The following is a 26,702-nucleotide window of genomic DNA, read 5'->3' as shown; positions in this document are numbered from 1 at the left end:
CTTCAGCGGGGAATGTCGTAAGTCACGATGACCTGGTTCATGTCGCCCTTGACCGGCCCTTCCCGCAGGTAGTCGCTGCCCTTGACGCGGTAGTACAGCACGAAGGGCCGGGCGGCATCCTTCCCATTGAAAAAGTCGGTGTCGCCGGTGTTGCTATCGGTGACGCTCCAGCACGTCCCGGCGTCCTGCCAGCACAGGACGGCTTCGAATCCCGGCGGTTTCCTGGCCACGCCATAACGCCAGGCGACCTTGTTGATGGTGGAGCCGGCCGGGATGTGTCCGACCACCTGGAACTGGGTGGCGTAATCGGCATTCTTGGCGCGGATGTCGGGTCCGGGGGCATCCGATGCATAGGAGCCGATCGGCCCCGATTTCGGCGCGGCGGGAGCAGGAGGCGGCGGCGGGCCGGGCTGTACCGGGGAGACGATGATGATCGGCCGGGCGCCTTCGCGTGCGGCGGGCGACACGCTGAAGTTGCGGTCGGCATAGGATTGGGCGTTTGCGCCGCAGGCAATGCCCAGCAGTCCGGCGGACAATAACGGCGGCGCGATGCGCCGCGCAAAGCGGCGGCAATCAGCCATGGCGGCGATGATGCAGCAACGGCAGCGTGATCTGGATGACCAGTCCGCCATGCGTTTCTTCGTGTCCTTTCAGGACCAGCTTGCCGTTATGGCGCAGCACGATGCGGTTGACGATCGCCAGCCCCAGGCCGGAGCCGTTGGCCTGGCCGCGCGCGGTATCGAGGCGGGTGAAGGGGCGCAGCAGGCGTTCGCATTCGCTGTCCGGCACGCCGGGGCCGTGGTCGGCGACTTCCACCACCACATGGTGCGCCTCGATGCGGCAGCGCAGGTCGATGTCGGCACAGTCGGTGCCGGGCGTCTTGCCGTAGCGGCGCGCGTTTTCCACCAGGTTGTTGAACACCCGCGCCAGTTCGGTGCCATCGCCGGCGATTTCGGCGCCGGGGGCGATGGCCGTGGTGATCATGACGTCGGCAAGGCGGGTGGCGTTGGCGGCGACGTCTTGCAGCAGGCCCGAGATATCCACCGCAGCCAGGTTGTTTGCATCGAAGGGTTTGGCGTAGTCGAGGAACTGGCCGATGATGCTGTCCATCTGCGCCAGGTCGGAATGCATGCCGTCGCGCGATTCGTCGGAGAGGTTGGCCATTTCGACTTCCAGCTGCATGCGCGCCAGCGGCGTGCGCAGGTCGTGCGAAATGCCGGCCAGGATCAGCGCGCGGTCCGATTCCACGCGGTTGAGGTCGGCCACCATCTGGTTGAAACTGCGGTTGGCTTCCTCGATCTCGGTCGGGCCGGACTCCGGCAGCGGTTCCGGCTGCCGGCCCTTGCCGATGGCGCGGGCGGCGGCTGTCAGGCGCGCCAGCGGCTGGTTGATGAGGGTGGAGATGAACACCGCGCCGATCAGCGACAGGAACAGCGCGATCGAGCCCCAGCCCAGCCATTGCAGGCCGGAAGTACGGTCGAGCCGGCCGCGGTCGAGCATCAGCCAGTACTTGTCGCCATCGATGTTGAAACTGATCCAGAAGCCTTCGACATCGTTGACGCTGGAGGCGAACAGGGTGTTTTCGTCCAGCGTCTCGCGCACGTAGTATTCGAGCTCGGGAACGATCGGGGAGTCTTCCGGCGGAACGATCTTGTCGGTCTTTTCCAGCGGATAGATACGGATGCCTTCGTTGCTGGCCAGGTCGAACAGCAGCTCGCGCCGCATCTCGGGCGCCGAGTGGGTCAGTGCCGCGCGGGTGATGGTGACCACCGACACGATCTGCGCGGCCAGCTGCTCCGCCCGCGGGCCGCGTTCGACCATGCGAAAACTGGCGACCCACGCCACCATGCTGGCGGTGATCAGGAAGGTCAGGAGGAAGAAGGTGCGCCAGAACAGGCCGTTGCTAAACCATCCTGATTGGGTGCGGGCTTTCATCGGCAAACGGCCTGTGCAGCAGGGGTGAAGATGACGCGGGGGATCAGCGCGGTTTTCCTTCCGGGATGAACACGTAGCCAAGGCCCCACACGGTCTGGATGTAGAGCGGGTTGGCCGGATCGGGTTCGATCAGCTTGCGCAGGCGCGAGATCTGCACGTCGAGGCTGCGGTCGAACACTTCGTATTCGCGGCCGCGCGCCATTTCCATCAGCTTCTCGCGCGACAGCGGCTGGCGCGCATTGCGGGCGAATACTTTCAGCACCGAAAATTCGCCGGTGGTCAGCGAGATGGTCTCGCCGTTCTTCTTCAGCGTGCGGGTGCCGAGGTCCAGCACGAAATCGCCGAATTCGAAGGTCTCCGGCGTTTCCGACGGCGCGCCGGGCAACTCGTCGGGGCCTTTGCGGCGCAGGACGGCGTTGATGCGCGCGACCAGTTCGCGCGGGTTGAACGGCTTCGGCAGGTAATCGTCGGCGCCCATTTCGAGGCCGATGATGCGGTCCACGTCTTCGCCCTTGGCGGTCAGCATGATGATCGGCGTCTGGTCGCCGGCGCCGCGCAGGCGGCGGCAGATGGCGAGGCCGTCTTCGCCGGGCAGCATCAGGTCCAGCACCAGCAGGTCGTAGCGCTCGCGGATCCACAGCTTGTTCATGGCCTGCGCGTTTTCCGCGGTCACCACGTTGAAACCCTGTTCTGTCAGGTAGCGGCGCAGCAGGTCGCGCAAGCGGATATCGTCATCCACCACCAACACTTTGAATTGATTGGCGGATGTTGTCGTATTAGTATTGTTGCCGTTGGTAGAGTTCATGGTGCCTATGGTAGCGTCTTCGCAATTTTGAGCAAGTCGGGGCCGAGTATTCATTACAAAGTGTTACATACCTTACCTTAATCATCTTATACCATCGCGGCCTGCGCCCTACACTGGAATCACGTTGAAGATATCCGATTGATTCCCCTGAAATTGTGGAAAAACGCATTATGAAGATTGCAGTAGTCAACAAGCTCTGTCTGGCCGCGGTACTGGCGCTGGGAGCGGTGTCTGCTTCGATGGCCGGGCCTCACCAGGGCGACCGGCAGGCGCAGCAGGGCGACTTCAGGCAGCGCAACACGGAATTCGGCCAGCAGGATCGTCGTGACCAGATGGCCGGCGACCAGGAGCAGCGTCGCGGCGGAAAGATGAGTCCGGATGAGCGGCGCGAATTGCGGCGCCAGATCAATGAAGTCGGACAGGACATTTACCGCGTCAAGCGTTGATGCCCGGAAATAAGAATGACGGCTCCGCCGTCTTCCTGCAGTCAAGCTGTGGCGGAGCGAATACGGCAAGCTGTAGCTGATTGGTAATTTTATGAAAAGAAAGCCCGGACGAAAATCCCGTCCGGGCTTTTTGTTTTTGCGCTCCGCAGGCGCGGGATGAGGAACGCGGGCTGCAGCTCAGGCCTGGTGCGCCTTTCCAAGTCGTTTCTCGAGGCGATGCTGCAATGCTTCGAAGCACAGGCTCAGTATCCAGTAAATGCCGGCGGCGGCAATGTACAGCGGCAGCGGGCGGAAGGTCACGGCGATGACTTCCTTGGTGGCCAGCATCAGTTCGGTGACGGTGATCACCGACACCAGTGAGGTGTCCTTGATCAGGCTGATCAGGGTATTGCTCATGGCCGGGACGGCGATGCGCACCGCCTGCGGCACGATGATGTAGCGCAGCGTCTGGAAATAGGTCAGGCCGATGCTGTAGGAGGCGTTCCATTGGCCGCGCGTCACACCCAGGATGGCGCCGCGCAGGCTTTCGGACAGGTAGGCGCCGGCGTTCAGGCTCAGGGTGAGCACGCCGGCCGCCAGCGGCGAGAACTCGATGCCGGCGCTGGGCAAGCCGTAATACACGACGAAGATCTGCACCAGCAGCGGGGTACCGCGCATCAGGCTCACGTAGAGCGCGGCCGGCCAGTGCAGCAGGCGCCATGGCACGATGCGCGCCACCGCCAGCACGAAACCCAGCACCAGCCCGCCCAGCATGGACGACAACGCGAACAGCAAGGTATAGCCTAATCCCTTCATCAGCGTGGGAGCGGCTTGCTGTAGCAGTTCGGCGATTTCCATAGGCATTCGATATAAAAAATTATCCCCGCGATGCGGGGATAAATCTGCCTCGGCGCGAGGCGGGGCGAAACAGCGGCGCCGGGCAACATGCCGGCGCGGGCCTTATTGTGCTTTCGGCGGCTGGCTGACGTCAATGCCGAACCACTTCTCGGACGCCTGCTTGAAGCTGCCGTCCGCCTTGATATCGGCCAGGGCCTTGTTCAGCGCGGCCTTGAACTCCGGATTGTCCTTGCGGAACGGGATGCCGATCTTGTCGACCGCGCCCACCGGGCTGCCGCCCTTGAGCGGCAGCTTGGTCGACTTCAGAATATAGCTCACCAGCAGGCTGTCGTTCAATGCAGCATCGATGCGGCCGGCAGCCAGGTCGGCCAGATACTCGGGCGAGCCGGGATAGGTGCGCACGTCGATGCCCGGCACGCTCTTGGCTTTCTGCTCGAAGTTGGTGCCCTGGCCCAGGCCCAGTTTCTTGCCCTTCAGGTCTTCCAGGCTGTTGAACTGGCGCTTCTCATCCTTGCGCACGATCAATTGCGCGCTCGACAGGGTGTACGGATCGGAGAAATCGAACGCCTTCTGGCGCTCGTCGGTGATGCCGACCTGGTTGATGATGACGTCGTACTTGCCGGCGCCCAGGCCGGCCAGGATGCCGCTCCATTCGGTGGTGGTGAACTCGGGCTTGACGCCCAGCTTGGCCGCCAGCAGGTTGGCGACGTCGACCTCGAAGCCGGTCAGTTGGCCGGTCTTGGGATCCTTGAAGTTGAACGGCGGGTAATTGCCTTCCAGCGCCACTTTCAGCGTGCCGCGGCCCTTGACCGTCTGCAGCAGGTCGGCGGCGGAGGCCGACAGGCTCGATGCCAGCAGGGTTGCGCCGGCGGCAGCCAGCAGCCATGTCTTGAAGTTCTTGTTCATTGCGTGCTTCCTTTCAGAATGAAGGCCGCAAAAAAGCAGCCAGGCAGCCATGATGCCTCCGTTTCGCCAAAGTGCAAGGGCTCGCTTCATACATTGATGTAGGAAGCTTATGCCGCACGGGCCGCTTCAGGCTTGCAGCTGCTCCAGCGCGTCCTGCTGCTCCAGCCACTCGTTTTCCATCTGTTCGAGTTCCTTGGCGCAATAGGCCTGGTCGGTGATCAGCGTCTTGAGTTCTTCCTTGTTGGCGGCGTCGTAGATGTCCGGGCTGGCCAGGCGCGCGTCGATCTCGGACTTGCGGGCGTTGAGCTTGGCGATCTGTTCGTCGAGGTGCTTGATGCGCTGTTCGATCGGCTTCTTCAGGGCCGACATCTTTTGCCGCTGCTCGGCCTCCAGGCGCTTTTGCTCCTTGCGGTCGACCAGCGACACGGCCGCTTCCGGCTCGGCGGCCACCTTGCCGGGCAGGGGCGCGGACGGCGCGGCAGCGGCATCGTTGCGCGCGGCCAGCTTGGTCTTGAACAGCCAGTCCTTGTAGTCGTCGAGGTCGCCGTCGAACGGCTGCAGCTTGCCGTCGGCCACGATCAGGAACTGGTCGGTGGTGGCGCGCAGCAGGTGGCGATCGTGCGAGACCAGCACCAGCGTGCCTTCGAACTGCGCCAACGCCATCGTCAGCGCTTCACGGGTTTCCAGGTCGAGGTGGTTGGTTGGTTCGTCCAGCAGCAGCAGGTTGGGGCGCTGCCACACGATCAGCGCCAGCGCCAGGCGCGCCTTTTCGCCGCCGGAGAAGGGCGCGATCGAGGAGGTCGCCATGGTGCCGTTGAAATTGAAGCTGCCGAGGAAGTTGCGCAGTTCCTGCTCGCGCACGTCCGGCGCCAGCCGTGTTATGTGCCACAGCGGCGATTCGTCGTGGCGCAGCATCTCGACCTGGTGCTGGGCGAAGTAGCCGATCACCAGGCCCTTGCCTAAACGGGAGGTGCCGGACAATGGATCGATCTCGCCCGCCACGGTCTTGATCAGCGTCGACTTGCCGGCGCCGTTGACGCCCAGCAGGCCGATACGCTGGCCGTTCTGCAGCGAGAAGTCGATGCCGCGCACGATGATCTTCTCATCCTCTCCGATGCGATAGCCGGCATTGACCTTTTCCATCACCAGCAGCGGATTCGGCGCGGAAAGCGGCTCGCGGAACTCGAACGAGAATTCAGCCGCCGCGCGCAGCGGCGCCAGTTCTTCCATCTTCGACAGCGCCTTCATCCGGCTTTGCGCCTGGCGCGCCTTGGTGGCCTTGGCCTTGAAGCGGTCGATGAAGGATTGCAGGTGGGCGCGTTGGCGCTGCTGCTTTTCGATCATGCCGGCCATCAGTTCCAGTTGCGCCGAACGCTGGCGCTCGAACGAGGAATAGTTGCCGGAATAGCGCTTCAGCTTGCGGTCGTCGATGTGGACGATCACGTTGACCACGCCGTCAAGGAAGTCGCGGTCGTGGGAGATGATCAAGAGCGTGCCCTGGTAGCGCTTCAGCCAGTCTTCCAACCAGATGATGGCGTCCAGGTCCAGGTGGTTGGTCGGTTCGTCCAGCAGCAGCAGGTCGGACGGGCACATCAGCGCCTGCGCCAGGTTCAGGCGCATGCGCCAGCCGCCCGAGAAACTGGCCACCGGCCGTTCCATCTGCTCCAGCGAAAAGCCCAGGCCCAGCAGCAATTGCTCGGCGCGCGAGCGCACGGTGTAGGCGTCGGCATCGGCCAGCGCGGTGTGCAGTTCGGCGATGCGGTTGCCGTCATGGGTGGCGTCGGGCTGCGCTTCGGCCTCTGCCAGCGCGGCTTGCAGTTCGCGCAGGTGGGCATCGCCGTCGATGGCGTATTCGATCGCCGCGCGATCCAGCGCCGGGGTTTCCTGCGCCACATAGGCCATGCGCCAGCGCGCGGGGAAGTCGATGCTGCCCTGGTCGGGATGCAGTTCGTCGCGCAGCATGGCGAACAGGCTGGACTTGCCGGCGCCGTTGGCGCCGATCAGGCCGATCTTGTCGCCCGGGTTGAGCGTGAGGTCGACATTCTCCAGCAACGGCTTGACGCCGCGCTGGAGGGAAACTTGCTGGAAACGGATCATTGCGTGCTTAGTTCAGTTGCAACTGTTCGGCCGTGAGCAGGAACACCATGTCGTCGCCGGCGCTGGTGGTCAGCCAGGTCAGTTCCAGGTCGGGGAAGGCGGCTTCGGCGAATTCGCGTTCGTTGCCGATCTCGACCACCAGCACGCCGTTTTCGGTCAGGCGTTCGGCGGCGCCGGCTACGATCTTGCGCACCAGGTCCATGCCGTCTTCTCCGCCGGCCAGCGCCAGTTGCGGCTCGCGCAGGTATTCCTGCGGCAGCTTGGCCATCGAGCCGGAATTCACGTAAGGCGGATTGCTGATGATCAGGTCGTACTTGCGCGGCGCCAGTTGCGTGTAGAGGTCGGATTCGACCAGCGTGATGCGGTCTTGCAGGTGGTAGTCGGCGACGTTCCTGTGCGCCACTTCCAGCGCATCGGCCGAGATGTCGACGGCATCGACCTGGGCGTTGGGGAAGGCGTCGGCCAGCAGGATCGGCAGGCAGCCGGAACCGGTGCACAGGTCCAGCACGTTTTCGATGGCGTCCGGATCCTGGATCCACGGCGAGAAATGGTGCGGGATCAGTTCGGCGATGAAGGAGCGCGGCACGATCACGCGCTCGTCCACGTAGAAGCGGTAGGCGCCCAGCCAGGCTTCGTTGGTGAGATAGGCGGCCGGCACGCGGTCCTTGCTGCGGCGCTCGATCATGCGCATGACGGCGGCGATCTCGTCGGGCAGCAGGCGCGCGTCGAGGAAGGGATCGAGCTGGTCCAGCGGCAGCTTCAGCGTATGCAGGATCAGGTAGGCCGCCTCGTCGAAGGCGTTGCTGCTGCCGTGGCCGAAGAACAGTTGCTCGGTGTTGAAGCGGGTCACGGCGAAGCGCAACAGGTCGCGCACGGTGGAGAAGTTGTTGGGTGTCATGGTGTCGATCTCTGGCGATGTGCGGTGCCTGCTTAACCCAGCAGGTTTTCCAGCGTCTTGCGGTAAATGTTCTTCAGCGGATCGATGTAGCGCACTTCGATGTGCTCGTCGATCTTGTGGATGCTGTCGTTGGGCGGGCCGAACTCGATCACCTGCGGGCAGATCTGCGCGATGAAGCGGCCGTCCGAGGTGCCGCCGGTGGTCGAGAGTTCGGTTTCCAGTCCGGTCTCGTCCTTGATCGCCTTGGCCAGCGCGCCGGAGAGGTCGCCGCGCGGGGTCAGGAAGGGCAGGCCGCCGACCGTCCACTTCAGGTCGTATTCCAGGCCGTGCTTGTCGAGGATGGCGTGCACGCGCTGCTGCAAGCCTTCCACGGTGCTGGCGGTGGAGAAGCGGAAGTTGAAGTCGATCACCACGTCGCCGGGAATCACGTTGGACGCGCCGGTGCCGCCGTGGATGTTGGACACCTGCCAGGAAGTCGGCAGGTAGTACTCGTTGCCGGCGTCCCATTGCTCGGCCACCAGTTCGGCCAGCGCCGGGGCGGCCTGGTGGATCGGGTTGCGCGCCAGTTGCGGATAGGCGATGTGGCCCTGGATGCCCTTGACGGTCAGCTTGCCGGACATGGTGCCACGGCGGCCGTTCTTGATCATGTCGCCCAGGGTCTTGGCCGAGGTCGGTTCGCCGACGATGCAGTAGTCCAGCTTCTCGCCGCGCGCCTTGAGTTCATTGCACACGACCACGGTGCCGTCGATGGCCGGGCCTTCCTCGTCGCTGGTGATCAGGAAGCCGATCGAACCCTTGTGGCCGGGATTGGCCGCGATGAATTCCTCGCAGGCCACCACCATGGCGGCGATCGAGGTCTTCATGTCGGAGGCGCCGCGGCCGTACAGGCGGCCATCCTTGATGGTCGGCTGGAACGGGTGCGACTGCCATTTGTCGACCGGGCCGGTGGGCACCACGTCGGTGTGGCCGGCGAATACCAGCAGCGGTTGTTCCGTGCCTTTGCGCGCCCACAGGTTGGTGACGTCGCCGGACTGGATGGTCTCGCACGCGAAGCCCAGCGGCGCGAGCAGTTCCGCCAGCCGCGCCTGGCAGCCTTTGTCTTCAGGGGTGACGGAGGAGAGGGAAATCAGTTCCTGGGTCAGGGCCAGCGTCTTGCTCATGATTTATTTGCCGAAAATGTGTTGATACTGGTCGGCCTTGAAGCCGACGTGATATTGCTTGCCGTCGAACAGCACCGGGCGCTTGACCACCGACGGGTTTTCCACCATCAGCGCCACGGCCGATGCATCGTCGGTGATCGCGGCCTTGCGTTCGTCCGGCAGCGCGCGCCAGGTGGTGCCCTTGCGGTTGACCAGCACGTCGCGTTCGACGTCCTTCAACCAGGCTTGCGCCTGCGCGGCATCCAGCCCGGCCTTCTTGAAATCGTGGAAGCTGTAGGCGATGCCTTGCTCGTCCAGCCACACGCGGGCTTTCTTGACGGTGTCGCAGTTGGGGATGCCGTACAGGGTGATGTTCTTTGCCATGCATTAGTCCTCAGAACACGACGCCGCGCCGGCGTACGAGACGTCCGGCGCGGCGCGTGGCACTACCTGCGTGTCGGGATTACTCGCCGCGCAGCAGTTCGTTGATCGAAGTCTTGGAACGGGTCTGGGCGTCGACCTTCTTGACGATGATCGCGGCGTACAGGCTGTACTTGCCATCCTTGGACGGCAGGTTGCCCGGCACCACGACCGAGCCTGCCGGCACGCGGCCGTAATGCACTTCGCCGGTTTCGCGGTCGTAGATCTTGGTCGACTGGCCGATGTACACGCCCATCGACAGCACCGAGTTTTCCTCGATGATCACGCCTTCCACGACTTCCGAACGGGCGCCGATGAAGCAGTTGTCTTCGATGATGACCGGGCCGGCCTGTACCGGCTCCAGCACGCCGCCGATGCCGACTCCGCCGGACAGGTGGACGTTCTTGCCGATCTGCGCGGCCGAGCCGACGGTGGCCCAGGTGTCGACCATGGCGCCTTCGTCGACGTAGGCGCCGATGTTCACGTAGGAGGGCATCAGCACCACGTTCTTGCCGATGAAGGAGCCGTGGCGGGCAACCGCCGGCGGCACCACGCGGAAGCCGCCCTTGGCGAAGTCTTCAGCGGTGTAGTTGGCGAACTTGGTCGGCACCTTGTCGTAGAACTGCGGATAGCCGGGGGTACCGGACGACACCACGACGTTGTCTTCCAGGCGGAACGACAGCAGGATGGCCTTCTTCACCCACTGGTTGACCTGCCATTGGCCGACGCCTTGGCGGTTGGCAACGCGCAGGGTGCCATCGTTCAGGCCTGCGATCACTTCGGCCACCGCATTGCGGATGTCGGCCGGGGCGGTCTTGGGGGACAGGCTGGCGCGGTCTTCCCACGCCTGATCGATGATTTGCTGAATGGACTGTGTCATGTTGTCGTCTATGAACGGTTGGGTGAAAAATAAAAACGGGTTGCGATGTGAGCGGGCTTATTTGCCGGCGGCCAATTTCCTGGTGAAGGCGACGATGCGTTGCGCCGCTTCCAGGCATTCTTCCACTTCGGCCACCAGCGCCATGCGGATGCGGCCGGCGCCCGGATTGACGCCGTGCGCCTCGCGCGCCAGGTAGCTGCCCGGCAGGACGGTGACATTATATTCGGCGTACAGGCGGCGGGCGAATTCCTCGTCGCTGATGTCGACCAGCTTGCCGACGTTGGCCCACAGGTAGAAGCTGGCGTCGGGCAGGGCCACGTCCAGCACTTCCTGCAGCAACGGGGTGACTTGCGAGAACTTGGCGACGTACTTGGCGATGTTGTCCTGCACGTGGGTTTCGTCCTGCCATGCCGCGACCGAAGCCGCCTGGATCACCGGGCTCATGGCGCCGCCCTGGTAGGTGCGGTACAGCAGGAATTTCTTCAGGATGGCGGCGTCGCCAGCCACGAATCCCGAGCGCATGCCCGGCACGTTGGAGCGCTTGGACAGGCTGGAGAACGAGATCAGGCGTTCGTAGCCGCGGCCCAGCTTGTGCGCGGCTTCCATGCCGCCCAGCGGCGGGTCGTTCTTGAAATAGATTTCCGAATAGCACTCGTCGGAGGCGATCACGAAGCCGTAGCGGTCCGACAGCGCGAACAATTCCTTCCAGTCTTCCAGCGACAGCACGGCGCCGGTCGGGTTGCCTGGCGAGCACACGAACAGCAGCTGCACGCGCGACCATACGTCTTCCGGCACGCGGCTGTAATCGGGTGCGAAATTGCGCGCCGGATCGGAGTTGACGAAATAGGGCTGGGCGCCGGACAGGTAGGCCGCGCCTTCATAGATCTGGTAGAACGGATTGGGGCACATCACCAGCGCGCCCGGCTTGGTCGGGTCGATCACGGTCTGCGCCAGCGCGAACAGCGCCTCGCGCGAACCGTTCACCGGCAGGATCTGGGTGGCCGGATCGGGGCGGGGGATGCCGTAGCGCTTTTGCAGCCAGTCGGCGACGGCGCCGCGCAGCGCTTCGCTGCCCAGCGTGGCCGGGTAGCTGGCCAGGCCGGCCAGGTTGCCGGATAGCGCCTGCTGGATGAAAGCCGGCGTCGGGTGCTTGGGCTCGCCGATGCCCAGGCTGATGGCGCGATAGGCCGGATCGGGAGTGATGCCGTCGAACAGCTTCTTGAGCTTTTCGAAAGGATAGGGCTGCAGTTGGTCGAGTAGGGGATTCACGGCGCTGAACTGGAAAAGCCTCGCAGCCGATCCGCGCAACGTCGCGGGCGGCCTTTGCAAAGGGCTGGGGAAAGTTGGCGATTATACCGTTATTGCAACACCGGATGCACCGCTGCCGCGTCCCCGGGATTATCGAAATGGCAACGTCGCGGCTGAGGGGGAGGGCGGCAATCCGAAAAATCGCGGGGACGATGGCAGTGTATTCAGCCGTTTGTCAGCCTCCTTTGTGGCTTATCGTTGCAATTCGCCAATTTCTGCCGGCAAGCCATCGCCGGCAGCGTCATACGGGGAACAATAATGAAAAGTCTCAAAGCGCAACTCCTGTCCGCCCTCGTGGTGATGTGGATAGGGTTGCTGGTGCTGGCGGCCTGGTCGGCTTTCAGCGCTCGCGAAAACATGATCAATGAACGCAAGGACGGCCTGCGCCGCGTGGTGGAGGCCGCCAACGGCGTGGTCGCCAGCTATGCCGGCGATGTCGCCGCCGGCCGCCTGCAGAAGGCCGACGCGCAAAAAGCGGCGCTGGAACGCATCGCGTCCATGCGCTACGACGGCGACAATTACCTGTTCGTGTTCGATTCGACGCCGGTGGTGCTGATGCACCCGACCAACAAGAACGTGGTCGGCAAGAATGTGGCCGACCGCAAGGATTCGGACGGCAAGCTCTACTATGTCGAGATGGTCAAGGTCGGCAAGGAGCAGAAGCAGGGCTTCGTCGAATACATGGGACGCCTGCCGGGGGCCGACGACAGCAACCGCACCCGCAAGCTGAGCTACCTGATCCATAACGAAGCCTGGGACTGGAACCTGGTCACGGGCGTGTTCCTGAACGACATCGACGCCAAATTCCGCTCCGACCTGATCAAGCTGCTGGGCATTTTGCTGGTGGTGGGCGTAGTGGTGTCGGCCATGATGCTGGCGCTGACCCGCCGCATCACGCGCAGCCTGGGCGGCGAGCCGGCCTATGCGGTCAATATCGCCACCCGCATCGCCTCCGGCGACCTGACCGTGCGCGTCGATACCCGCCCCGGCGACACCAAGAGCCTGCTGTACGAGATGGCGACCATGCGGGAACGCCTGGCTACCGTGATCAAGGGCATCCACCACGGTACCGACGCCATCGACATCGGCGCGCGCGAGATCGCCGCCGGCAACCTCGACCTGTCTTCGCGCACCGAACAGCAGGCCGGTTCGCTGGCCACCACGGCGTCCAGCATGGACTCGCTGACCTCGACGGTGAAGCAGAACGCCGACAACGCGCGTCAGGCCGGCCAGTTGGCCAACAGCGCTTCCGACATCGCCAGCCGCGGCGGCGAAGTGGTGGGGCAGGTAGTGCAGACCATGGAAGGCATCACCGAAAGCTCGCGCAAGATTTCCGACATCATCGGCGTGATCGACGGCATCGCCTTCCAGACCAACATCCTGGCGCTGAACGCGGCGGTGGAAGCCGCGCGCGCCGGCGAGCAGGGCCGCGGCTTCGCGGTGGTGGCGTCCGAAGTGCGCAGCCTGGCCCAGCGCAGCGCGCAGGCGGCCAAGGAAATCAAGGCCCTGATCGAGGATTCGGTGCAGCGCGTGGGCAGCGGTTCGGAGCAGGTGGCGCGCGCCGGCGAAACCATGGGCGAAGTGGTGGCCGCGGTGCGCCGCCTGACAGACATCGTCGGCGAGATTTCTGCAGCGTCCGAAGAGCAGCGCAACGGCATCGAGCAGGTCAACCACGCGATCGGCCAGATGGACCAGGTCACGCAGCAGAACGCCGCCCTGGTCGAAGAGGCGGCGGCGGCCGCCGGTTCGCTGGAAGACCAGGCGCGCCGCCTCAAGGAGGCGGTGGCGGCCTTCCGCGTTGAAGAAGGCGCCGATGCTGCCGTGCTGGTGAAAACGCCGGCCCCGGCGCTGGCGGCGATCCGGCCTGCGCCCGCTTCCAAGCCGGCCGCGGCCGTCAAGCGTGCCGTTCCGAAGACTGCAGCCAAGCCGGCGGCAGCCCCTTTGCCGGCTCCGGCGCCCGCCAAGGGCAAGCCCGTCATCAACGATGACGAATGGGAGACCTTCTGATTTTTCCCTCGGGAAGCTGAAAACAAAAACGCCGCGATTCAACGTCGCGGCGTTTTTTTATGGCGGCGGGACATGCCGGCATCAGCCGCCGTAAGCCTTGACCGGCCTCCAGTATTGCTGGTTCGCCTGGTACAGCGTATAGGGCGGATTGGACTGGCTGCCGTCGGCGGTGAAGGAGATGTTGCCGGAGATGCCCTTGTATTTCATCTTGTGCAGTTCGGCGATGAGCTGCCTGGGATTGGCCGAATCCAGCCGCCGCATCGCTTCGATCGCCATGCCGACCGCGTCGTAGGCGAACATGGTGTAGGCGCTGATGGCCGTGTCGAAGCGGCTCCGGTAGGATTTTTCGAACTCGGCATAGCCCGGCCGCTTTTCCGGCGGCAAGCCGTGTATCAGCAGGTAGGAGTTGTCCGGGTAGGAGCCTGCATGCGGAAATTCGGTGTTGACGGCGCCGCCTGCGACCAGCAGCCGGCAGCGCAGGTTCAGGCGCTGGAAGTTTTGCAGGAAGGCGCTGACCTGGGGGCCGACGCCGGTAAAGAACAGCAGGTCGGGCGCGCTGTTCTTCAGGCGCGACAGCGGGGCGTTGAAGTCGGAACTCTTGGGCGCGACCGCCTCGCGCGTCACGATTTCGATGCCCAGCGGCTTGAGGTTCTGGATGAAGCCTTCGGCCAGCGCCGCGCCCAGCTGGGTGCCGTTTTCCAGGACGGCGATGCGGCGGGCGCGGATGATGCCGGCGGCGGCTTCGGCCAGCAACCCGGTGGTGACGCCGGTGTGGCCGGGCAACTGGAACACGTTGTCGTAGCCGGATGCCGTGATCACGCGCCCGGTGGAGGTGGGCGTGATCATCGCAATGCCGGCGTCGGCATAGATGGGCAGGGCGGCGACGCTGGTGTCGGTCGTGTCGTGGCCGATCACTGCCGCCACCTTGGCGGCGATCAGGGCGTTGGCGGTGATGCGCGCGAAGTTGGGTTCAGACTGATCGTCGGCCAGGCGCAGGGAAAAGCGCGTGAGCTTGCCGCCGATCATGATGCCGCGCTGGTTGGCTTCTTCTATCGCCTGCAGGGCGCCGTCGCGCGAGCTGAAACTGATGTTGGACTGCAGCTTGGCGCCGAGCCCGCCGGCGAAACCGAACGTGATCGCCTGTCCTTCGTCGGCCGCCAACGCCCAGGGCGGCAGCGAGCCAAGCAAGGCCAATGCGCCGCTCTGGAGCAGGCGCCGCCGTTTGCCCAGCGTGTCCATGCGTCCATGGTCTTGCGCGTCGGCATATCCCGATATCCGATGCCATATTCCGGATTCCTTCATTTGCCCGCCCCCTGGCATGACGTGTTGGAAAGTTCCGTTTCGGAAAGTGTTGCGGCGATAGTAGCACCAATCCGAGTTTCATCTGTGCAATGTTTTTTGCCCCTGGATGGGGGGCTGGCTGCAAGCGCGGCAGCACGGCCATAAGGGGGAATCGCAGGCGATTTGGCCGTGCCGGGGGCTGGCGATGTTATGATACCGGCCTTTCCGGAAGCTAATTTTCCGCTTTCTGCCAACCAGTTTATTTTGTCGATAACGTGCGTCTAACTTCCATTAAATTGTCAGGATTCAAGTCCTTCGTCGAGCCAACGCATTTCCAGGTTCCGGGGCAGCTGGTGGGCGTGGTCGGGCCGAACGGCTGCGGCAAATCCAACATCATCGATGCCGTTCGCTGGGTGCTGGGCGAATCCAAGGCCTCCGAACTGCGCGGCGAATCCATGCAGGACGTCATCTTCAACGGCTCCACCCACCGCAAGCCGGCCGGGCGCGCCTCGGTCGAACTGGTGTTCGACAACTCCGCCGGCAAGGCCGCGGGGCAATGGAGCCAGTACGCCGAAATCGCCGTCAAGCGCACGCTCACGCGCGACGGTACCTCCTCGTACTACATCAACAACCAGTCGGTGCGCCGCCGCGATATCCAGGACATCTTCCTCGGCACCGGCCTTGGCCCGCGCGCCTACGCCATCATCGGCCAGGGCATGATCTCGCGCATCATTGAGGCGCGCCCGGAAGAGCTGCGCATCTTCCTGGAAGAAGCCGCCGGCGTGTCCAAGTACAAGGAACGCCGCCGCGAGACCGAGAACCGCCTGCACGACACCACCGAGAACCTGACCCGCCTGGAAGACATCCTGCGCGAGTTGAATGCCAACCTGGAAAAGCTGGAAGCGCAGGCCGCCGTGGCCAAGAAATTCCACGAACTGCAAAACGACCAGGAAGAAAAGCAGAAGCTGCTGTGGCTGCTGCGCAAGAACGAAGCCAAGGCCGAGCAGGAAAAATTCTTCAAGGAAATCGAGCGCGCTCAGATCGACCTGGAAGAGCAGACCGCCAAGCTGCGCCACGTCGAGGCCGAGCTGGAACACATGCGCCAGGCCCACTACGGCGCCGGCGATCGCCTGCACCAGGCGCAAGGCCACCTGTACCAGACCAACTCCGAGATCGGCAGCCTGGAAGCGCAGATCAAGTTCGTCATCGAATCGCGCAATCGCCTGCAGTCGCAGTTGAACTCGTTGACCGCCCAGCGCGACCAGTGGCAGCGCCAGGGCTCGCAGCAGCAGGAGGAACTGGCCGAGGCCGAGATCGCGCTGGAAGAGCTCGGCATGCGCGTCGAACAATCGCAACAGGCGGTGCAGGACGCCAACGAACGCCTGCCGGCGCTGGAGCAGGCCTGGCGCGAGTCCCAGTTGAAGACCACCGAATCGCGCGGCAAGATTATGCAGGTGCAGCAGCAGATCGAGCTGCAGTCCACGCACCAGCGCAACGCCTCCAACATCCTCTCCGGCCTGGCCGCGCGCCGCGAGCGCCTGATGCAGGAAAAGAACGGCCTGGCCATGCCGGACGACGTGCACCTGTCCAACCTCAGGCTGCAACTGGAAGAGAAGCAGGCTTCGCTGGAAGAAGCCAACATGTACCTGGAAGAAGCCCAGGAGCAGGTGCCGCGCCTGGAGGAAGAGCGCCGCGCCGCGCAGGAACTGGTCAGCAAGGAGACCTCGGCCAACGCCCAATTGGAAGCGCGCCTGTCAGCCCTGAAGCAATTGCAGGAAAGCGTGCAGGCGCAAGGCAAGGTGCAGCCCTGGCTGGAAAAGCACGGCCTGGCCGAGCTGCCGCGCCTGTGGCAGAAGCTGCATATCGAATCGGGCTGGGAAACCGCGCTGGAAGCGGTGCTGCGCGAGCGCATGTCGGCGCTGGAAATGTCCAACCTGGACTGGGCCAAGGCCTTCTTCGCCGATGCCCCGCCGGCCAAGCTGGCGCTGTACGCGCCCAATGCCGGCATCGCCCAGCCGGCGCCGTCGGCAACGAATGGCTTGAAGCCATTCATCAACTTGCTGCAACTGAGCGATCCCGGCCAGCGCGCGCTGATGAACGACTGGCTCAAGGACGTCTATGTCGCCGACGACACCGCCATCGCCTTCGCCGAGCGTTCCAGCCTGCCGCTGGGCGGCGTGTTCGTCACCCGCCAGGGGCATGTGGTAAGCCAGTCCAGCGTGCGTTTCTACGCATCGGATTCGGAGCAGGACGGCATGCTGGCGCGCCAGCAGGAAATCGAGAACATCACCAAGCAGCAGCGCGCGCAATACATGCTGGCCGAGGAAGCAAAGGGCCGCGCCGTGCGCGCCGAGGCAGCCTTGTCGGCGGCTTCGCAGCGCCTGCAGGAACTGCGCCAGCGCGTGGGCAGCCTGACCCAGTCGGCGCACAGCCTGCAGATCGAAGTGATGAAGCTGGCCGAGGTGCAGGAGCGCTTCAACCAGCGCAGCACCCAGATCGCCACCGACCTGGAAGAAATCGGCATGCAGGAAGCCGAGCAGCAGCAGGTGCAGGCCGAATCCGAAGCGCGTTTCGAGCAGCTCGACATCGAACTGGCCGAACTGCAGGAGCAGCACGAGAACGGCCAGACCGATTACCTCGGCAAGGAACAGCAGTTGAACGATGCGCGCACCCGCCTGCGCGAACTGGAACGCGCCGCGCAGGAAACCGAATTCGCCGAGAAATCCCAGCGCAGCAAGATCGAGGAACTGAAGCGCAGCATCGCCACCGCGCTGGAACAGGCGGCGCAACTGTTCGCCAGCATGCAGCAAGGCAGCCTGGAACTGGAAAGCCTGGACGACCAGGCGGCCCAGGCCGGCCTGCAGGAACTGCTGGACCGCCGCAGCGAGCAGGAGCGCGCGCTGGCCGACGCCCGCCACGAGCTGGACCAGTTGTCGCAGCAACTGCGCACGCATGAAGAAAATCGCATGCAGGCCGAACGCAGCCTGCAGCCGCAGCGCGACCGCATCACCGAACTGCAGTTGAAGGAACAGGCCGCGCGCCTGAACCAGGAGCAGTTCTCGGAAGCGCTGGCGCAGACCCAGGCCGACGAAGCCGCGCTGTCGGAGAAGCTGACCGACGACATGCGCCCGTCCTACCTGCAAGGCGAAGTGACCCGCCTGACCAACGCCATCGCGGCGCTGGGCGCGGTCAACCTGGCGGCGCTGGACGAACTGGCCACGGCGTCCGAGCGCAAGCACTTCCTCGACGCCCAGCACGCCGACCTGAACGAAGCCATCACCACGCTGCAGGATGCGATCCACAAGATCGACATGGAAACCCGCGACTTGCTGCAAGACACCTTCGACAAGGTCAACAGCCACTTCTCGGAACTGTTCCCGGTGCTGTTCGGCGGCGGCCAGGCCAAGCTCATCATGACCGGCGACGAGATCCTGGATTCCGGCGTGCAGGTCATGGCGCAGCCGCCGGGCAAGAAGAACGCCACCATCCACCTGCTGTCGGGCGGCGAAAAGGCGCTGACCGCGACCGCGCTGGTGTTCTCGATGTTCCAGCTGAACCCGGCGCCGTTCTGCCTGCTCGACGAGGTGGACGCGCCGCTGGACGACGCCAACACCGAACGCTTCGCCAACATGGTCAAGCGCATGTCCGACCATACGCAGTTCCTCTTCATCTCGCACAACAAGATCGCGATGGAGATGGCACAGCAACTGATCGGCGTGACCATGCAGGAGCAGGGCGTGTCGCGTATCGTGGCGGTGGATATGGACTCGGCCGCCAATTTCTCCAGCGCCGAGCAGGCCGCCTGAGGCGGCCCGGTGCGCCTTTGTCGGCTTGACAAGGCAGGGGTGGAACACTACCCTGAGAACCTTGTCATACAGCCCGGCCGGGGTGTTTCCCGGGCCGGATTTGCCAGGTTTGACGTGCTTTGGCGTGCTTTTTACGGCCTCGCGGCCATGAAAAATAACAACATTTATTCCTTCAATGAGTAGCTTTATCGAGCCGAACATGTTTTGCCGTGCCGCCACCCTGGCCGCGGCGTTTTCGCCAGCCACCCTGAAGGGGCAAGCAGCATGATGGATCTTCAGACCAGCCTGATCGTGATCGGCGGCGTCTTTGTCGTCGGCGTCATCTCCTACAACAAGTGGCAGGAACACAAGGCGCGCAAGACGGTGGAGCGCGCCTTTTCTTCATCCCATGACGATGTGCTGATGTCGCCGCAGGAACAGGGAGCGCCGGCAGCCGAGCGTAGCGCCGATTTCGCGCCGGCCCCGGACGCGCCGGGCGAGCGCATGGAACCCGCCCTGTACGACCTGCCGGAACGCAAGCCGGTGTCGGCGCCGGTCAAGGCTTACCTGGACCAGGCCGAATTCGAACAGCGCGAACCTTATATCGGCGATGCGTCGCCGGCGGCCGATGCCGTCCTGGCCGAAACCCCGGCCCCGGCGCCGCAACCGGCGGTGACGCAAGCTGTCGCCGATGCCGAGGGGCAAGGCGAGGCGGCGCCGCAGCCGCAGCAGCAGGCTCCGGTGGCGGCCAAGCCCAGGCGCGAACTGCCTGTGGATGAGCTGATCGACTGCAACATCCCGATCGCGCTGGAACACCCGTTGCGCGGCGACAAGCTGCTGCCGGCGCTGCAGAACCTGCGCCATGTGGGCAACAAGCCGGTGCATTTCATCGGCCGTACCGACGAAGGCGAATGGGAAGCCGTGAACCACGGCGGCATCTATACCGCCTTGCTGGCCGGCGCCCAGCTGGCCAACCGCAGCAATGCGATGAACGAGATCGAATATTCGGAACTGGTCATGCGCCTGCGCGACCTGACCGATTCGCTGTCCGGCGAGCCGGAACTGCCCGACATGCCGGACATCATCAAGACGGCCCAGGCCCTGCACCAGTTCATCGCCGACCACGACGTCCAGTTGAGCGTGAACGTGCGCAGCAACGGCGCGCCATGGAGCCTGGCGACGCTGCTGGCGGCATTGACCCGCCAGGGCTTCGACCGCCGTACCGAAGGCTACCTGGTGATGCAGGACGGCGAGGGCGAGGTGCTGTTCGCACTGTCGACCAACGCTACCCAGGCCGATGAAACCACCGACCGCCTGACCCTGTTGCTGGACGTGCCGCGCGTGGCGCCTTCGCGCGACGGCTACGGCGCGCTGGTGGCTTGCGCCCGTTCGCTGGCCGCGCGCCTGGGCGGCACCATGGTCGACGACAGCGACCAGATGCTGTCCGATGCCGCGCTGGCCGATATCGCCGAGCAGGTGGCGGCGTTCTACAGCGCCATGGAGTCGGCCGACATTCCCGCAGGTTCCACGCGCGCGCTGCGCCTGTTCAGCTAAGGGGCCGCGCCCCGGCAACCAAAGATGCAACCAGATTTGTTTTCCGAAGGTCCGCCCCCGGCAGGGGCGCCGGACTGGCTGGTTCGTGCGCATGCGCTGCGCGACGAACTGAACCGGCATAACCACGCCTACTACGTGCTGGACCAGCCCAGCATTCCCGATTCCGAATACGACCGCCTGTTCCAGGAGTTGCAGGCGCTGGAGACGGCGCATCCGGAATTGTTGACTTCCGATTCGCCTACCCAGCGCGTGGGCGGCGCGCCGTTGCCGCAGTTCGACCCGGTACGGCACGACATTCCCATGCTGTCGCTGGGCAACGGTTTTTCCGACGAGGATATCGAAGCCTTCGACAAGCGCGTCATGGATGGGCTGGAGTCGATGCAGGAAGTGCGCTACGCCGCCGAGCTGAAGTTCGACGGCCTTGCGATCAGCCTGCGCTACGTCGACGGCCTGCTGGTGCAAGCCGCCACGCGCGGCGACGGCACCACCGGCGAGAACGTCACCGCCAATATTCGCACGGTACGCGCCATCCCTCTGCGTCTGCATGGCAAGAACATCCCCAAGGTGCTGGACGTGCGCGGCGAAGTGCTGATGTACAAGCAAGACTTCGCGCGCCTGAACCAGCGCCAGCGCGACGCCGGCCAGAAGGAATTCGCCAATCCGCGCAACGCCGCCGCTGGCAGCCTGCGCCAGCTCGACTCCCGCATCACGGCGCAGCGTACCTTGCGCTTTTTCGCCTATGGCATCGGCGTGCTGGAAGGCATGGACATGCCGGCCTCGCACTCCGCGCTGCTGGACTGGTACCAGGAACTCGGCTTGCCGGTGTGCAAGGAGCGCGCCGTGGTGAGCGGCGCGGCCGGCTTGCTGGCCTTCTTCCGCGGCATCGGCGAAAAGCGCGAGCAATTGCCTTACGAGATCGACGGCGTGGTCTACAAGGTGGACCGGCTGGACCAGCAAAAGCACCTCGGCTTCGTCTCGCGCGCGCCGCGTTTCGCGCTGGCGCATAAATTCCCGGCGCAAGAGGCGTTGACGCAAGTGGTGGAAATCGAAGTCCAGGTCGGCCGTACCGGCGCCATCACGCCGGTGGCGCGCCTGAACCCGGTGTTCGTGGGCGGTGTCACCGTGACCAATGCCACGCTGCACAATGAAGATGAAGTGCGCCGCAAGGATATCCAGATCGGCGATACGGTCATCGTGCGCCGCGCCGGTGACGTGATTCCGGAGGTAGTGGCGTTCGTGCCGGAAAAGCGTCCGGCCGATGCGCGCGCCTTCGTCATGCCCACCGCCTGCCCGGTCTGCGGTTCGCCCATCGTGCGGCTGGAAGACGAGGCCATCGCGCGTTGTTCCGGCGGCTGGCTGAAGTGCTCGGCGCAGCGCAAGGGTGGCTTGCAGCATTTTGCCTCGCGCCGCGCGATGGACATCGAAGGGCTGGGCGAGCAGTTGGTGGAGCAACTGGTGGACAACAACATTGTCACCACGCCGGCCGACTTGTACCGTCTCGGGCTGCTGGCGCTGTCCACGCTGGACCGGATGGCCGAGAAGTCGGCACAGAACGTGCTTGATGCCTTGCAGAAGTCCAAGGACACCACGCTGGCCCGTTTCATCTACGCGCTGGGCATCCGCCATGTGGGCGAGGCCACGGCCAAGGAACTGGCGCGCCATTTCGGCAGCCTGGACAAGCTGCTGGCCGCCAGCGAGGAGCAGTTGCTGGAAGTGGCCGATATCGGCCCGGTGGTAGCCACATCCATTCGAGCGTTCTTCAGCGATGCGCTCAATGTCGAGCTGGTGGAACAGTTGCGCGCCGTGGGCGTGCGCTGGCCGGAAACCGAAGGCGTCGACAGCGGACCAAAGCATTTGCAGGGAAAGACTTTCGTGCTGACCGGTACCTTGCCCAACATGTCGCGCGACCAGGCGGCACAACTGATCGAGGCGGCCGGCGGCAAGGTGGCCGGTTCGGTGTCGAAGAAGACCAGCTATGTGGTGGCGGGCGCGGAAGCCGGCAGCAAGCTGGCCAAGGCCGAGGAACTGGGCATTCCGATCCTGGACGAGGCGCAGCTCCAGGCTTTATGCGCCGAGGCGCCGTGAAAAGTATAGGATTTGTATTAAACTGCGCCCGACTCGCATTAATGCATTAATCGCTCAACCGACGCAGATCGGGCGCAAAAAGACTCTCTATTCTCAGGAAGAACCATGATCAAGAAGATCAAGAAAGCCGTTTTCCCGGTGGCAGGCCTGGGCAGCCGCTTCTTGCCGGCCACCAAGGCGCAGCCCAAGGAAATGCTGCCTATCGTCGACAAGCCGCTGATCCACTACGCCGTGGAAGAGGCGGTGGCCGCCGGCATCACCGAAATGGTGTTCATCACCGGCCGCAACAAGCGCGCCATCGAAGACCACTTCGACAAGGCTTACGAGCTGGAAAGCGAACTGGAAGCCGCCGGCAAGCAGAAGCTGCTGGAGATCGTCCAGAACGTCGTCCCCAAGAGCGTCAACTGCATCTTCATCCGCCAGTCGACTCCGCTGGGCCTGGGCCATGCCGTCCTGTGCGCGCGTCCGGTGGTAGGCGAGGAGCCGTTCGCCGTGCTGCTGGCCGACGACTTCATGGACACCGACGCCGGCGTCAAGCCGGTGCTGGCGCAGATGACCGATATCTACGCCCGCGAAGGCATGAGCATGCTGGCCGTGCAGGAAGTGCCCAGGGCCGATACCAAACAATACGGCATCGTCAGCGCCACGCCTTACCAGCCCGACCTCGAGCGCGTCAACGCCATCGTCGAAAAGCCGGCGCCGGAAGATGCGCCTTCGACGCTGGCGGTGGTCGGCCGCTATGTGCTGAACAACCGCATCTTCCATTACCTGGAAAACATCGGTCGCGGCGCCGGCGGCGAGATCCAGCTGACCGACGGCATCGCCAAGCTGATGCAGGCCGAATCGGTGCTGGCTTACCGCTACCAGGGGCAGCGCTATGACTGCGGCTCCAAGCTGGGCTACCTGAAGGCGATGGTGGCCATGGGCCTGAAGCACCCGGAAACCGGCCCCGGCTTCAGCGAGTTCCTGAAAGAGCTCGGCGGCAAGGCCTGATAAGGCCGGCCGCGGCAGCTGCCGGCGGAACAGGCGATAATTGATTGGAGGCGCCCGGTTTTGCCGGGCGCCATTCATTTGGGAGTAAAAAACATGGCCATCCGCGACATCCTCAAAATGGGCGATCCCCGCCTGCTGCGCCAGGCCCAGCCGGTGACGCAGTTCGGCACGCCGGAACTGGCGCAACTGGTGGACGACATGTTCGAAACCATGCGCGCCGTCAGCGGCGCCGGGTTGGCGGCGCCGCAGATCGGCGTCGACCTGCAACTGGTGATTTTCGGTTTCGGCAGCAACCAGCGTTATCCCGATGCGCCGGCCGTGCCGGAGACGGTGCTGATCAACCCGGTGCTCACGCCCTTGTCGGATGAAACGGAAGACGGCTGGGAAGGCTGCCTGTCGGTGCCCGGCATGCGTGGCGTGGTGCCGCGCTGGAGCAAGCTGCGCTACCAGGGCTACGACCTGGACGGCAATGCCATCGACCGCACCGTCGACGGTTTCCATGCGCGCGTGGTGCAGCATGAGTGCGACCACTTGATGGGCATCCTTTATCCGATGCGTATCCGCGACTTCCGCCAGTTCGGCTTCACCGAGATCCTGTTCCCGGAACTCGACCCCAATCAGGACGACTGAACGTCTTCCCCGGCGCACGACATTCTTGTCGTGCGCCAATGAAAAACGGCCGGCAGCGAAATCTCGCTGCCGGCCGTTTTTCATGCGCAGTGGCTTCAGCCTTCGGCCACGCGCTTGCCGATGTGCGCCAGCGCCTCATCGATCTGGTCGATCAGGATCAGGCACAGGTCGCCTTCCTTGAGCGAGGCCAGGGCGGTATCGATGGCCAGGAACTCGCCATAGATCTCCTTGACGTCGGAAGTGCGGGTGGCTTTTTCCAGGCCCTTGCGCAGCAGCGCGATCACTTCGCCATCGCTGCGGCCGCGCTGGCACTGGTCCTGGTACAGCACCACTTCGTCGAAGGCGTCGCCCAGCATTTCGGTCTGCTGGGTGATATCGTCGTCGCGGCGGTCGCCGGCGCCGCTGATGACCACCGAGCGGCGCTTGGATGGCATGCTGTCGACGGCCTTGATCAATGCCTGGATGGCATCCGGGTTGTGGCCGTAGTCGGCGATCAGGGTGGCGCCGCGGTAGTCGAACAGGTTGAAGCGGCCGGGGGCGGTATCGCTGTCGCTGATGAAGCTGTTCAGGGCGGCGGTGATGTGTTCCCAGTCCAGGCCCAGCGCCCAGGCGGCGCCGACCGAGGCCATGGTGTTCTCGACCTGGAAGCCGATGCCGCCGTTGCGCGTGAGCGGGATGGCGGACAGCTTCAGGCGCTTCTCGAAGCTGCCTTGCGCGGCCACGATGGCGTCGCCGTCGCGGTAGACGATGCGGTGGCCCTGGGCGCGGTGCGTGGCCATGATCGGATGGGTGGGATCGAGCGCGAAGAAGGTGACGGAGCCGGGGCAGGAGGAGGCCATCTTGGCCACCATCGGGTCGGCCGCGTTGAGCACGGCGGTGCCGGTGGGGGCGACGTTCTCGACGATCACGCGCTTGACCACGGCCAGGTCTTCCACGGTGCTGATGTAGGACAGGCCGAGGTGGTCGCCCATGCCGATGTTGGTGACCACGGCGACATGGCAGCGGTCGAAGCCGAGGCCTTCGCGCAGCACGCCGCCGCGGGCGGTTTCCAGCACGGCGGCATCGACGTCCGGGTGGAACAGCACGTTGCGGGCGCTGCGCGGGCCGCTGCAGTCGCCGGTGTCGATGCGTTGCTTGTCGATGTAGACGCCGTCGGTATTGGTCATGCCCACGCGCAGGCCGGTTTCGGCCAGCATATGGGTGATCAGGCGCACAGTGGTGGTCTTGCCGTTGGTGCCGGCCACCGCCACCACCGGGATGCGGCCGTCGTCGCCGTCTTCGTACATGGTCGAGACGATCGCCTGGCCGACGTCGCGGCTCTTGCCGTACGAGGGCGAGAGGTGCATGCGCAGGCCGGGCGCGGCGTTGACTTCGACGATGCCGCCGCCTTGTTCTTCCATCGAGGCATGCACCGAGTTGCACACCACGTCGACGCCGCAGATGTCCAGCCCGACCATCTGCGCCGCGGCGATGGCGCGCGCGGCCATGTCGGGGTGGACGTCGTCGGTGACGTCGGTGGCGGTGCCGCCGGTGGACAGGTTGGCGTTGTTGCGCAGGACCACGCGCACGCCCTGGGCCGGAATCGCTTCAGGATCGAGGTTCTGGCCGGCCAGCACCGAGATGGCGATGTCGTCCAGGCGGATCTTGGTCAGCGAGGTGGCGTGGCCGTCGCCGCGCAGCGGGTCGGCGTTGACCTGGTCGATCAGCTGGCGGATGGTGTGCACGCCGTCGCCGATGACTTGCGGCGGATCGCGGCGGGCGGCGGCCACCAGCTTGTTGCCGATCACCAGCAGGCGGAAGTCGTGGCCGTGCAGGTAGCGCTCGACGATGACCTCGTCGCTGATGCGGGCGGCGTTGGCGAAGGCGCGCTCGACCTCGGCGCGGCTGCGGACGTTGACCGCCACGCCCTTGCCCTGGTTGCCGTCCAGCGGCTTGATGACGACCGCGGCGCCGATCTCTTCGGTGGCCTTCCAGGCATCTTCGGCGGTAGTGACCACGCGGCCGTTGGGCACCGGCACGCCGGCCGCGTGCAGCAGCATCTTGGTCAGGTCCTTGTCTTGCGCGATCGATTCGGCGATGGCGCTGGTATTGCTGGTCTCGGCGGCCTGGATGCGCTTCTGGCGGCTGCCCCAGCCGAACTGCACCATGCTGCCCTGGGTCAGGCGGCGGAACGGGATGCCGCGCTTGATGGCGGCGTTGACGATGGAGCCGGTGCTGGGGCCCAGGCGCACGTCTTCGTCCAGCTCGCGGATGCGCGCCAGCGCGCCGGTCAGGTCGAACGGGGTGTCCTCCTGTGCCGCGCGGCACAGTTCCAGCGCCAGGTCGAAGGCCAGGCGGCCGACTTCCTCTTCGCTGTATTCCACCACGACCTGATAGACGCCGGATTCGATGGTGGAGACGGTGCGGCTGAACGTGACCGGGCAGCCGGCCTGCGACTGCAGCGCCAGCGCGGCGGCGGCCAGCGCATGGGCCATCGACACGACCTGCTTGCCGCCGTCGGGTTCGAGGAAGCCGATCTGCGGGAAGCGCGCGCGCAGGCGCACTTCGAAGCCGGGCATGTCGTCCACCACCTGTTCCTCGGCGGGACAGGAAACGATGGCTTCGATGGCGGTGTGTCTGCTCCAGAGGTTGGGGCCGCGCAGTGCGCGTATGCGTGATACGTCCATGGACAATGTTCCTGAGTGTCTCTTGAGTGT

General features: G+C 64.6%; 20 protein-coding genes. 7 read left to right on the top strand and 13 right to left on the bottom strand.

Features of this window, described 5'->3' with window-relative positions:
* Positions 1-2: 2 nt before the first annotated feature.
* From J7548_RS03610 to ompR, 3 genes are read right to left on the bottom strand one after another with little or no spacing between them, the layout of a single operon-like run.
* Complete coding sequence (locus tag J7548_RS03610) at positions 3-581, bottom strand: flagellar protein FlhE (protein WP_290970428.1); 579 nt, start codon at positions 579-581, stop codon at positions 3-5.
* A complete protein-coding gene (locus J7548_RS03605; RefSeq protein WP_290970425.1) occupies positions 574-1,935 on the bottom strand; it encodes a sensor histidine kinase in 1,362 nt (453 codons plus the stop codon). The genes J7548_RS03610 and J7548_RS03605 overlap by 8 nt, the downstream gene beginning before the upstream one ends.
* A gap of 43 nt (positions 1,936-1,978) precedes the next feature.
* On the bottom strand, positions 1,979-2,740 hold the full coding sequence (gene ompR / locus J7548_RS03600; RefSeq protein ID WP_050466918.1) for a two-component system response regulator OmpR: 762 nt from the start codon (positions 2,738-2,740) through the stop codon (positions 1,979-1,981).
* A gap of 170 nt (positions 2,741-2,910) precedes the next feature.
* Here ompR and J7548_RS03595 point away from each other — a divergent pair, with 170 nt between their 5' ends.
* The gene (locus tag J7548_RS03595; protein ID WP_290970421.1) at positions 2,911-3,186 is read left to right on the top strand and encodes a hypothetical protein; all 276 of its coding nucleotides are present in this window, start codon (positions 2,911-2,913) and stop codon (positions 3,184-3,186) included.
* Positions 3,187-3,363: 177 nt separating this feature from the next.
* On the opposite strand, the gene J7548_RS03590 is transcribed toward J7548_RS03595, so the two are convergent.
* From J7548_RS03590 to dapC, 8 genes are all read right to left on the bottom strand, one after another.
* Entirely contained in the window at positions 3,364-4,023 is a 660-nt protein-coding gene (locus J7548_RS03590; RefSeq protein WP_290970419.1) for an amino acid ABC transporter permease, read from the bottom strand.
* 102 nt (positions 4,024-4,125) lie between these two features.
* The gene (locus J7548_RS03585; RefSeq protein ID WP_290970416.1) at positions 4,126-4,929 is read right to left on the bottom strand and encodes a cystine ABC transporter substrate-binding protein; all 804 of its coding nucleotides are present in this window, start codon (positions 4,927-4,929) and stop codon (positions 4,126-4,128) included.
* 126 nt (positions 4,930-5,055) lie between these two features.
* Positions 5,056-7,026, bottom strand: a complete 1,971-nt coding sequence (locus tag J7548_RS03580) for an ATP-binding cassette domain-containing protein (protein ID WP_290970413.1) — start codon at positions 7,024-7,026, stop codon at positions 5,056-5,058.
* A gap of 7 nt (positions 7,027-7,033) precedes the next feature.
* Positions 7,034-7,924 carry a 50S ribosomal protein L3 N(5)-glutamine methyltransferase gene (gene prmB / locus J7548_RS03575; RefSeq protein WP_290970411.1) on the bottom strand — a complete coding sequence of 297 codons (891 nt, stop codon included), beginning with the start codon at positions 7,922-7,924 and terminating at the stop codon, positions 7,034-7,036.
* A 32-nt stretch (positions 7,925-7,956) separates the two neighbouring features.
* On the bottom strand, positions 7,957-9,084 hold the full coding sequence (dapE, locus tag J7548_RS03570) for a succinyl-diaminopimelate desuccinylase (protein ID WP_290970409.1): 1,128 nt from the start codon (positions 9,082-9,084) through the stop codon (positions 7,957-7,959).
* Between the two features lie 3 nt (positions 9,085-9,087).
* Positions 9,088-9,447 (bottom strand): ArsC family reductase, encoded by a 360-nt coding sequence (locus J7548_RS03565; RefSeq protein WP_290970407.1) that lies wholly within the window; start codon positions 9,445-9,447, stop codon positions 9,088-9,090.
* 79 nt (positions 9,448-9,526) lie between these two features.
* Complete coding sequence (gene dapD, locus J7548_RS03560) at positions 9,527-10,363, bottom strand: 2,3,4,5-tetrahydropyridine-2,6-dicarboxylate N-succinyltransferase (RefSeq protein WP_290970405.1); 837 nt, start codon at positions 10,361-10,363, stop codon at positions 9,527-9,529.
* 57 nt (positions 10,364-10,420) lie between these two features.
* On the bottom strand, positions 10,421-11,632 hold the full coding sequence (gene dapC / locus J7548_RS03555) for a succinyldiaminopimelate transaminase (protein WP_290970402.1): 1,212 nt from the start codon (positions 11,630-11,632) through the stop codon (positions 10,421-10,423).
* 297 nt (positions 11,633-11,929) lie between these two features.
* Between dapC and J7548_RS03550 the strand changes: the two genes are divergently transcribed.
* A complete protein-coding gene (locus tag J7548_RS03550) occupies positions 11,930-13,678 on the top strand; it encodes a methyl-accepting chemotaxis protein (RefSeq protein ID WP_290970399.1) in 1,749 nt (582 codons plus the stop codon).
* Positions 13,679-13,759: 81 nt separating this feature from the next.
* On the opposite strand, the gene J7548_RS03545 is transcribed toward J7548_RS03550, so the two are convergent.
* Positions 13,760-14,917 (bottom strand): branched-chain amino acid ABC transporter substrate-binding protein, encoded by a 1,158-nt coding sequence (locus tag J7548_RS03545; protein ID WP_290970396.1) that lies wholly within the window; start codon positions 14,915-14,917, stop codon positions 13,760-13,762.
* 317 nt (positions 14,918-15,234) lie between these two features.
* Between J7548_RS03545 and smc the strand changes: the two genes are divergently transcribed.
* From smc to def, 5 genes are all read left to right on the top strand, one after another.
* Positions 15,235-18,765 carry a chromosome segregation protein SMC gene (gene smc, locus J7548_RS03540; RefSeq protein ID WP_290970394.1) on the top strand — a complete coding sequence of 1,177 codons (3,531 nt, stop codon included), beginning with the start codon at positions 15,235-15,237 and terminating at the stop codon, positions 18,763-18,765.
* A 264-nt stretch (positions 18,766-19,029) separates the two neighbouring features.
* Positions 19,030-20,298, top strand: a complete 1,269-nt coding sequence (locus J7548_RS03535; protein ID WP_290970391.1) for a cell division protein ZipA C-terminal FtsZ-binding domain-containing protein — start codon at positions 19,030-19,032, stop codon at positions 20,296-20,298.
* A gap of 24 nt (positions 20,299-20,322) precedes the next feature.
* Positions 20,323-22,383, top strand: coding sequence for an NAD-dependent DNA ligase LigA (gene ligA / locus J7548_RS03530; protein WP_290970389.1), 2,061 nt, complete (start codon positions 20,323-20,325; stop codon positions 22,381-22,383).
* Positions 22,384-22,488: 105 nt separating this feature from the next.
* Positions 22,489-23,376, top strand: coding sequence for a UTP--glucose-1-phosphate uridylyltransferase GalU (galU, locus tag J7548_RS03525; protein WP_290970386.1), 888 nt, complete (start codon positions 22,489-22,491; stop codon positions 23,374-23,376).
* Between the two features lie 93 nt (positions 23,377-23,469).
* A complete protein-coding gene (gene def / locus J7548_RS03520; RefSeq protein WP_290970383.1) occupies positions 23,470-24,006 on the top strand; it encodes a peptide deformylase in 537 nt (178 codons plus the stop codon).
* A 95-nt stretch (positions 24,007-24,101) separates the two neighbouring features.
* On the opposite strand, the gene cphA is transcribed toward def, so the two are convergent.
* A complete protein-coding gene (gene cphA / locus J7548_RS03515) occupies positions 24,102-26,672 on the bottom strand; it encodes a cyanophycin synthetase (RefSeq protein WP_290970380.1) in 2,571 nt (856 codons plus the stop codon).
* Positions 26,673-26,702: the final 30 nt, after the last annotated feature.

Origin of the sequence: Herbaspirillum sp., assembly GCF_017744395.1 — a bacterium.
GTDB lineage: Bacteria > Pseudomonadota > Gammaproteobacteria > Burkholderiales > Burkholderiaceae_D > Herbaspirillum.
This window is presented reverse-complemented; position numbering and strand designations above follow the sequence as displayed.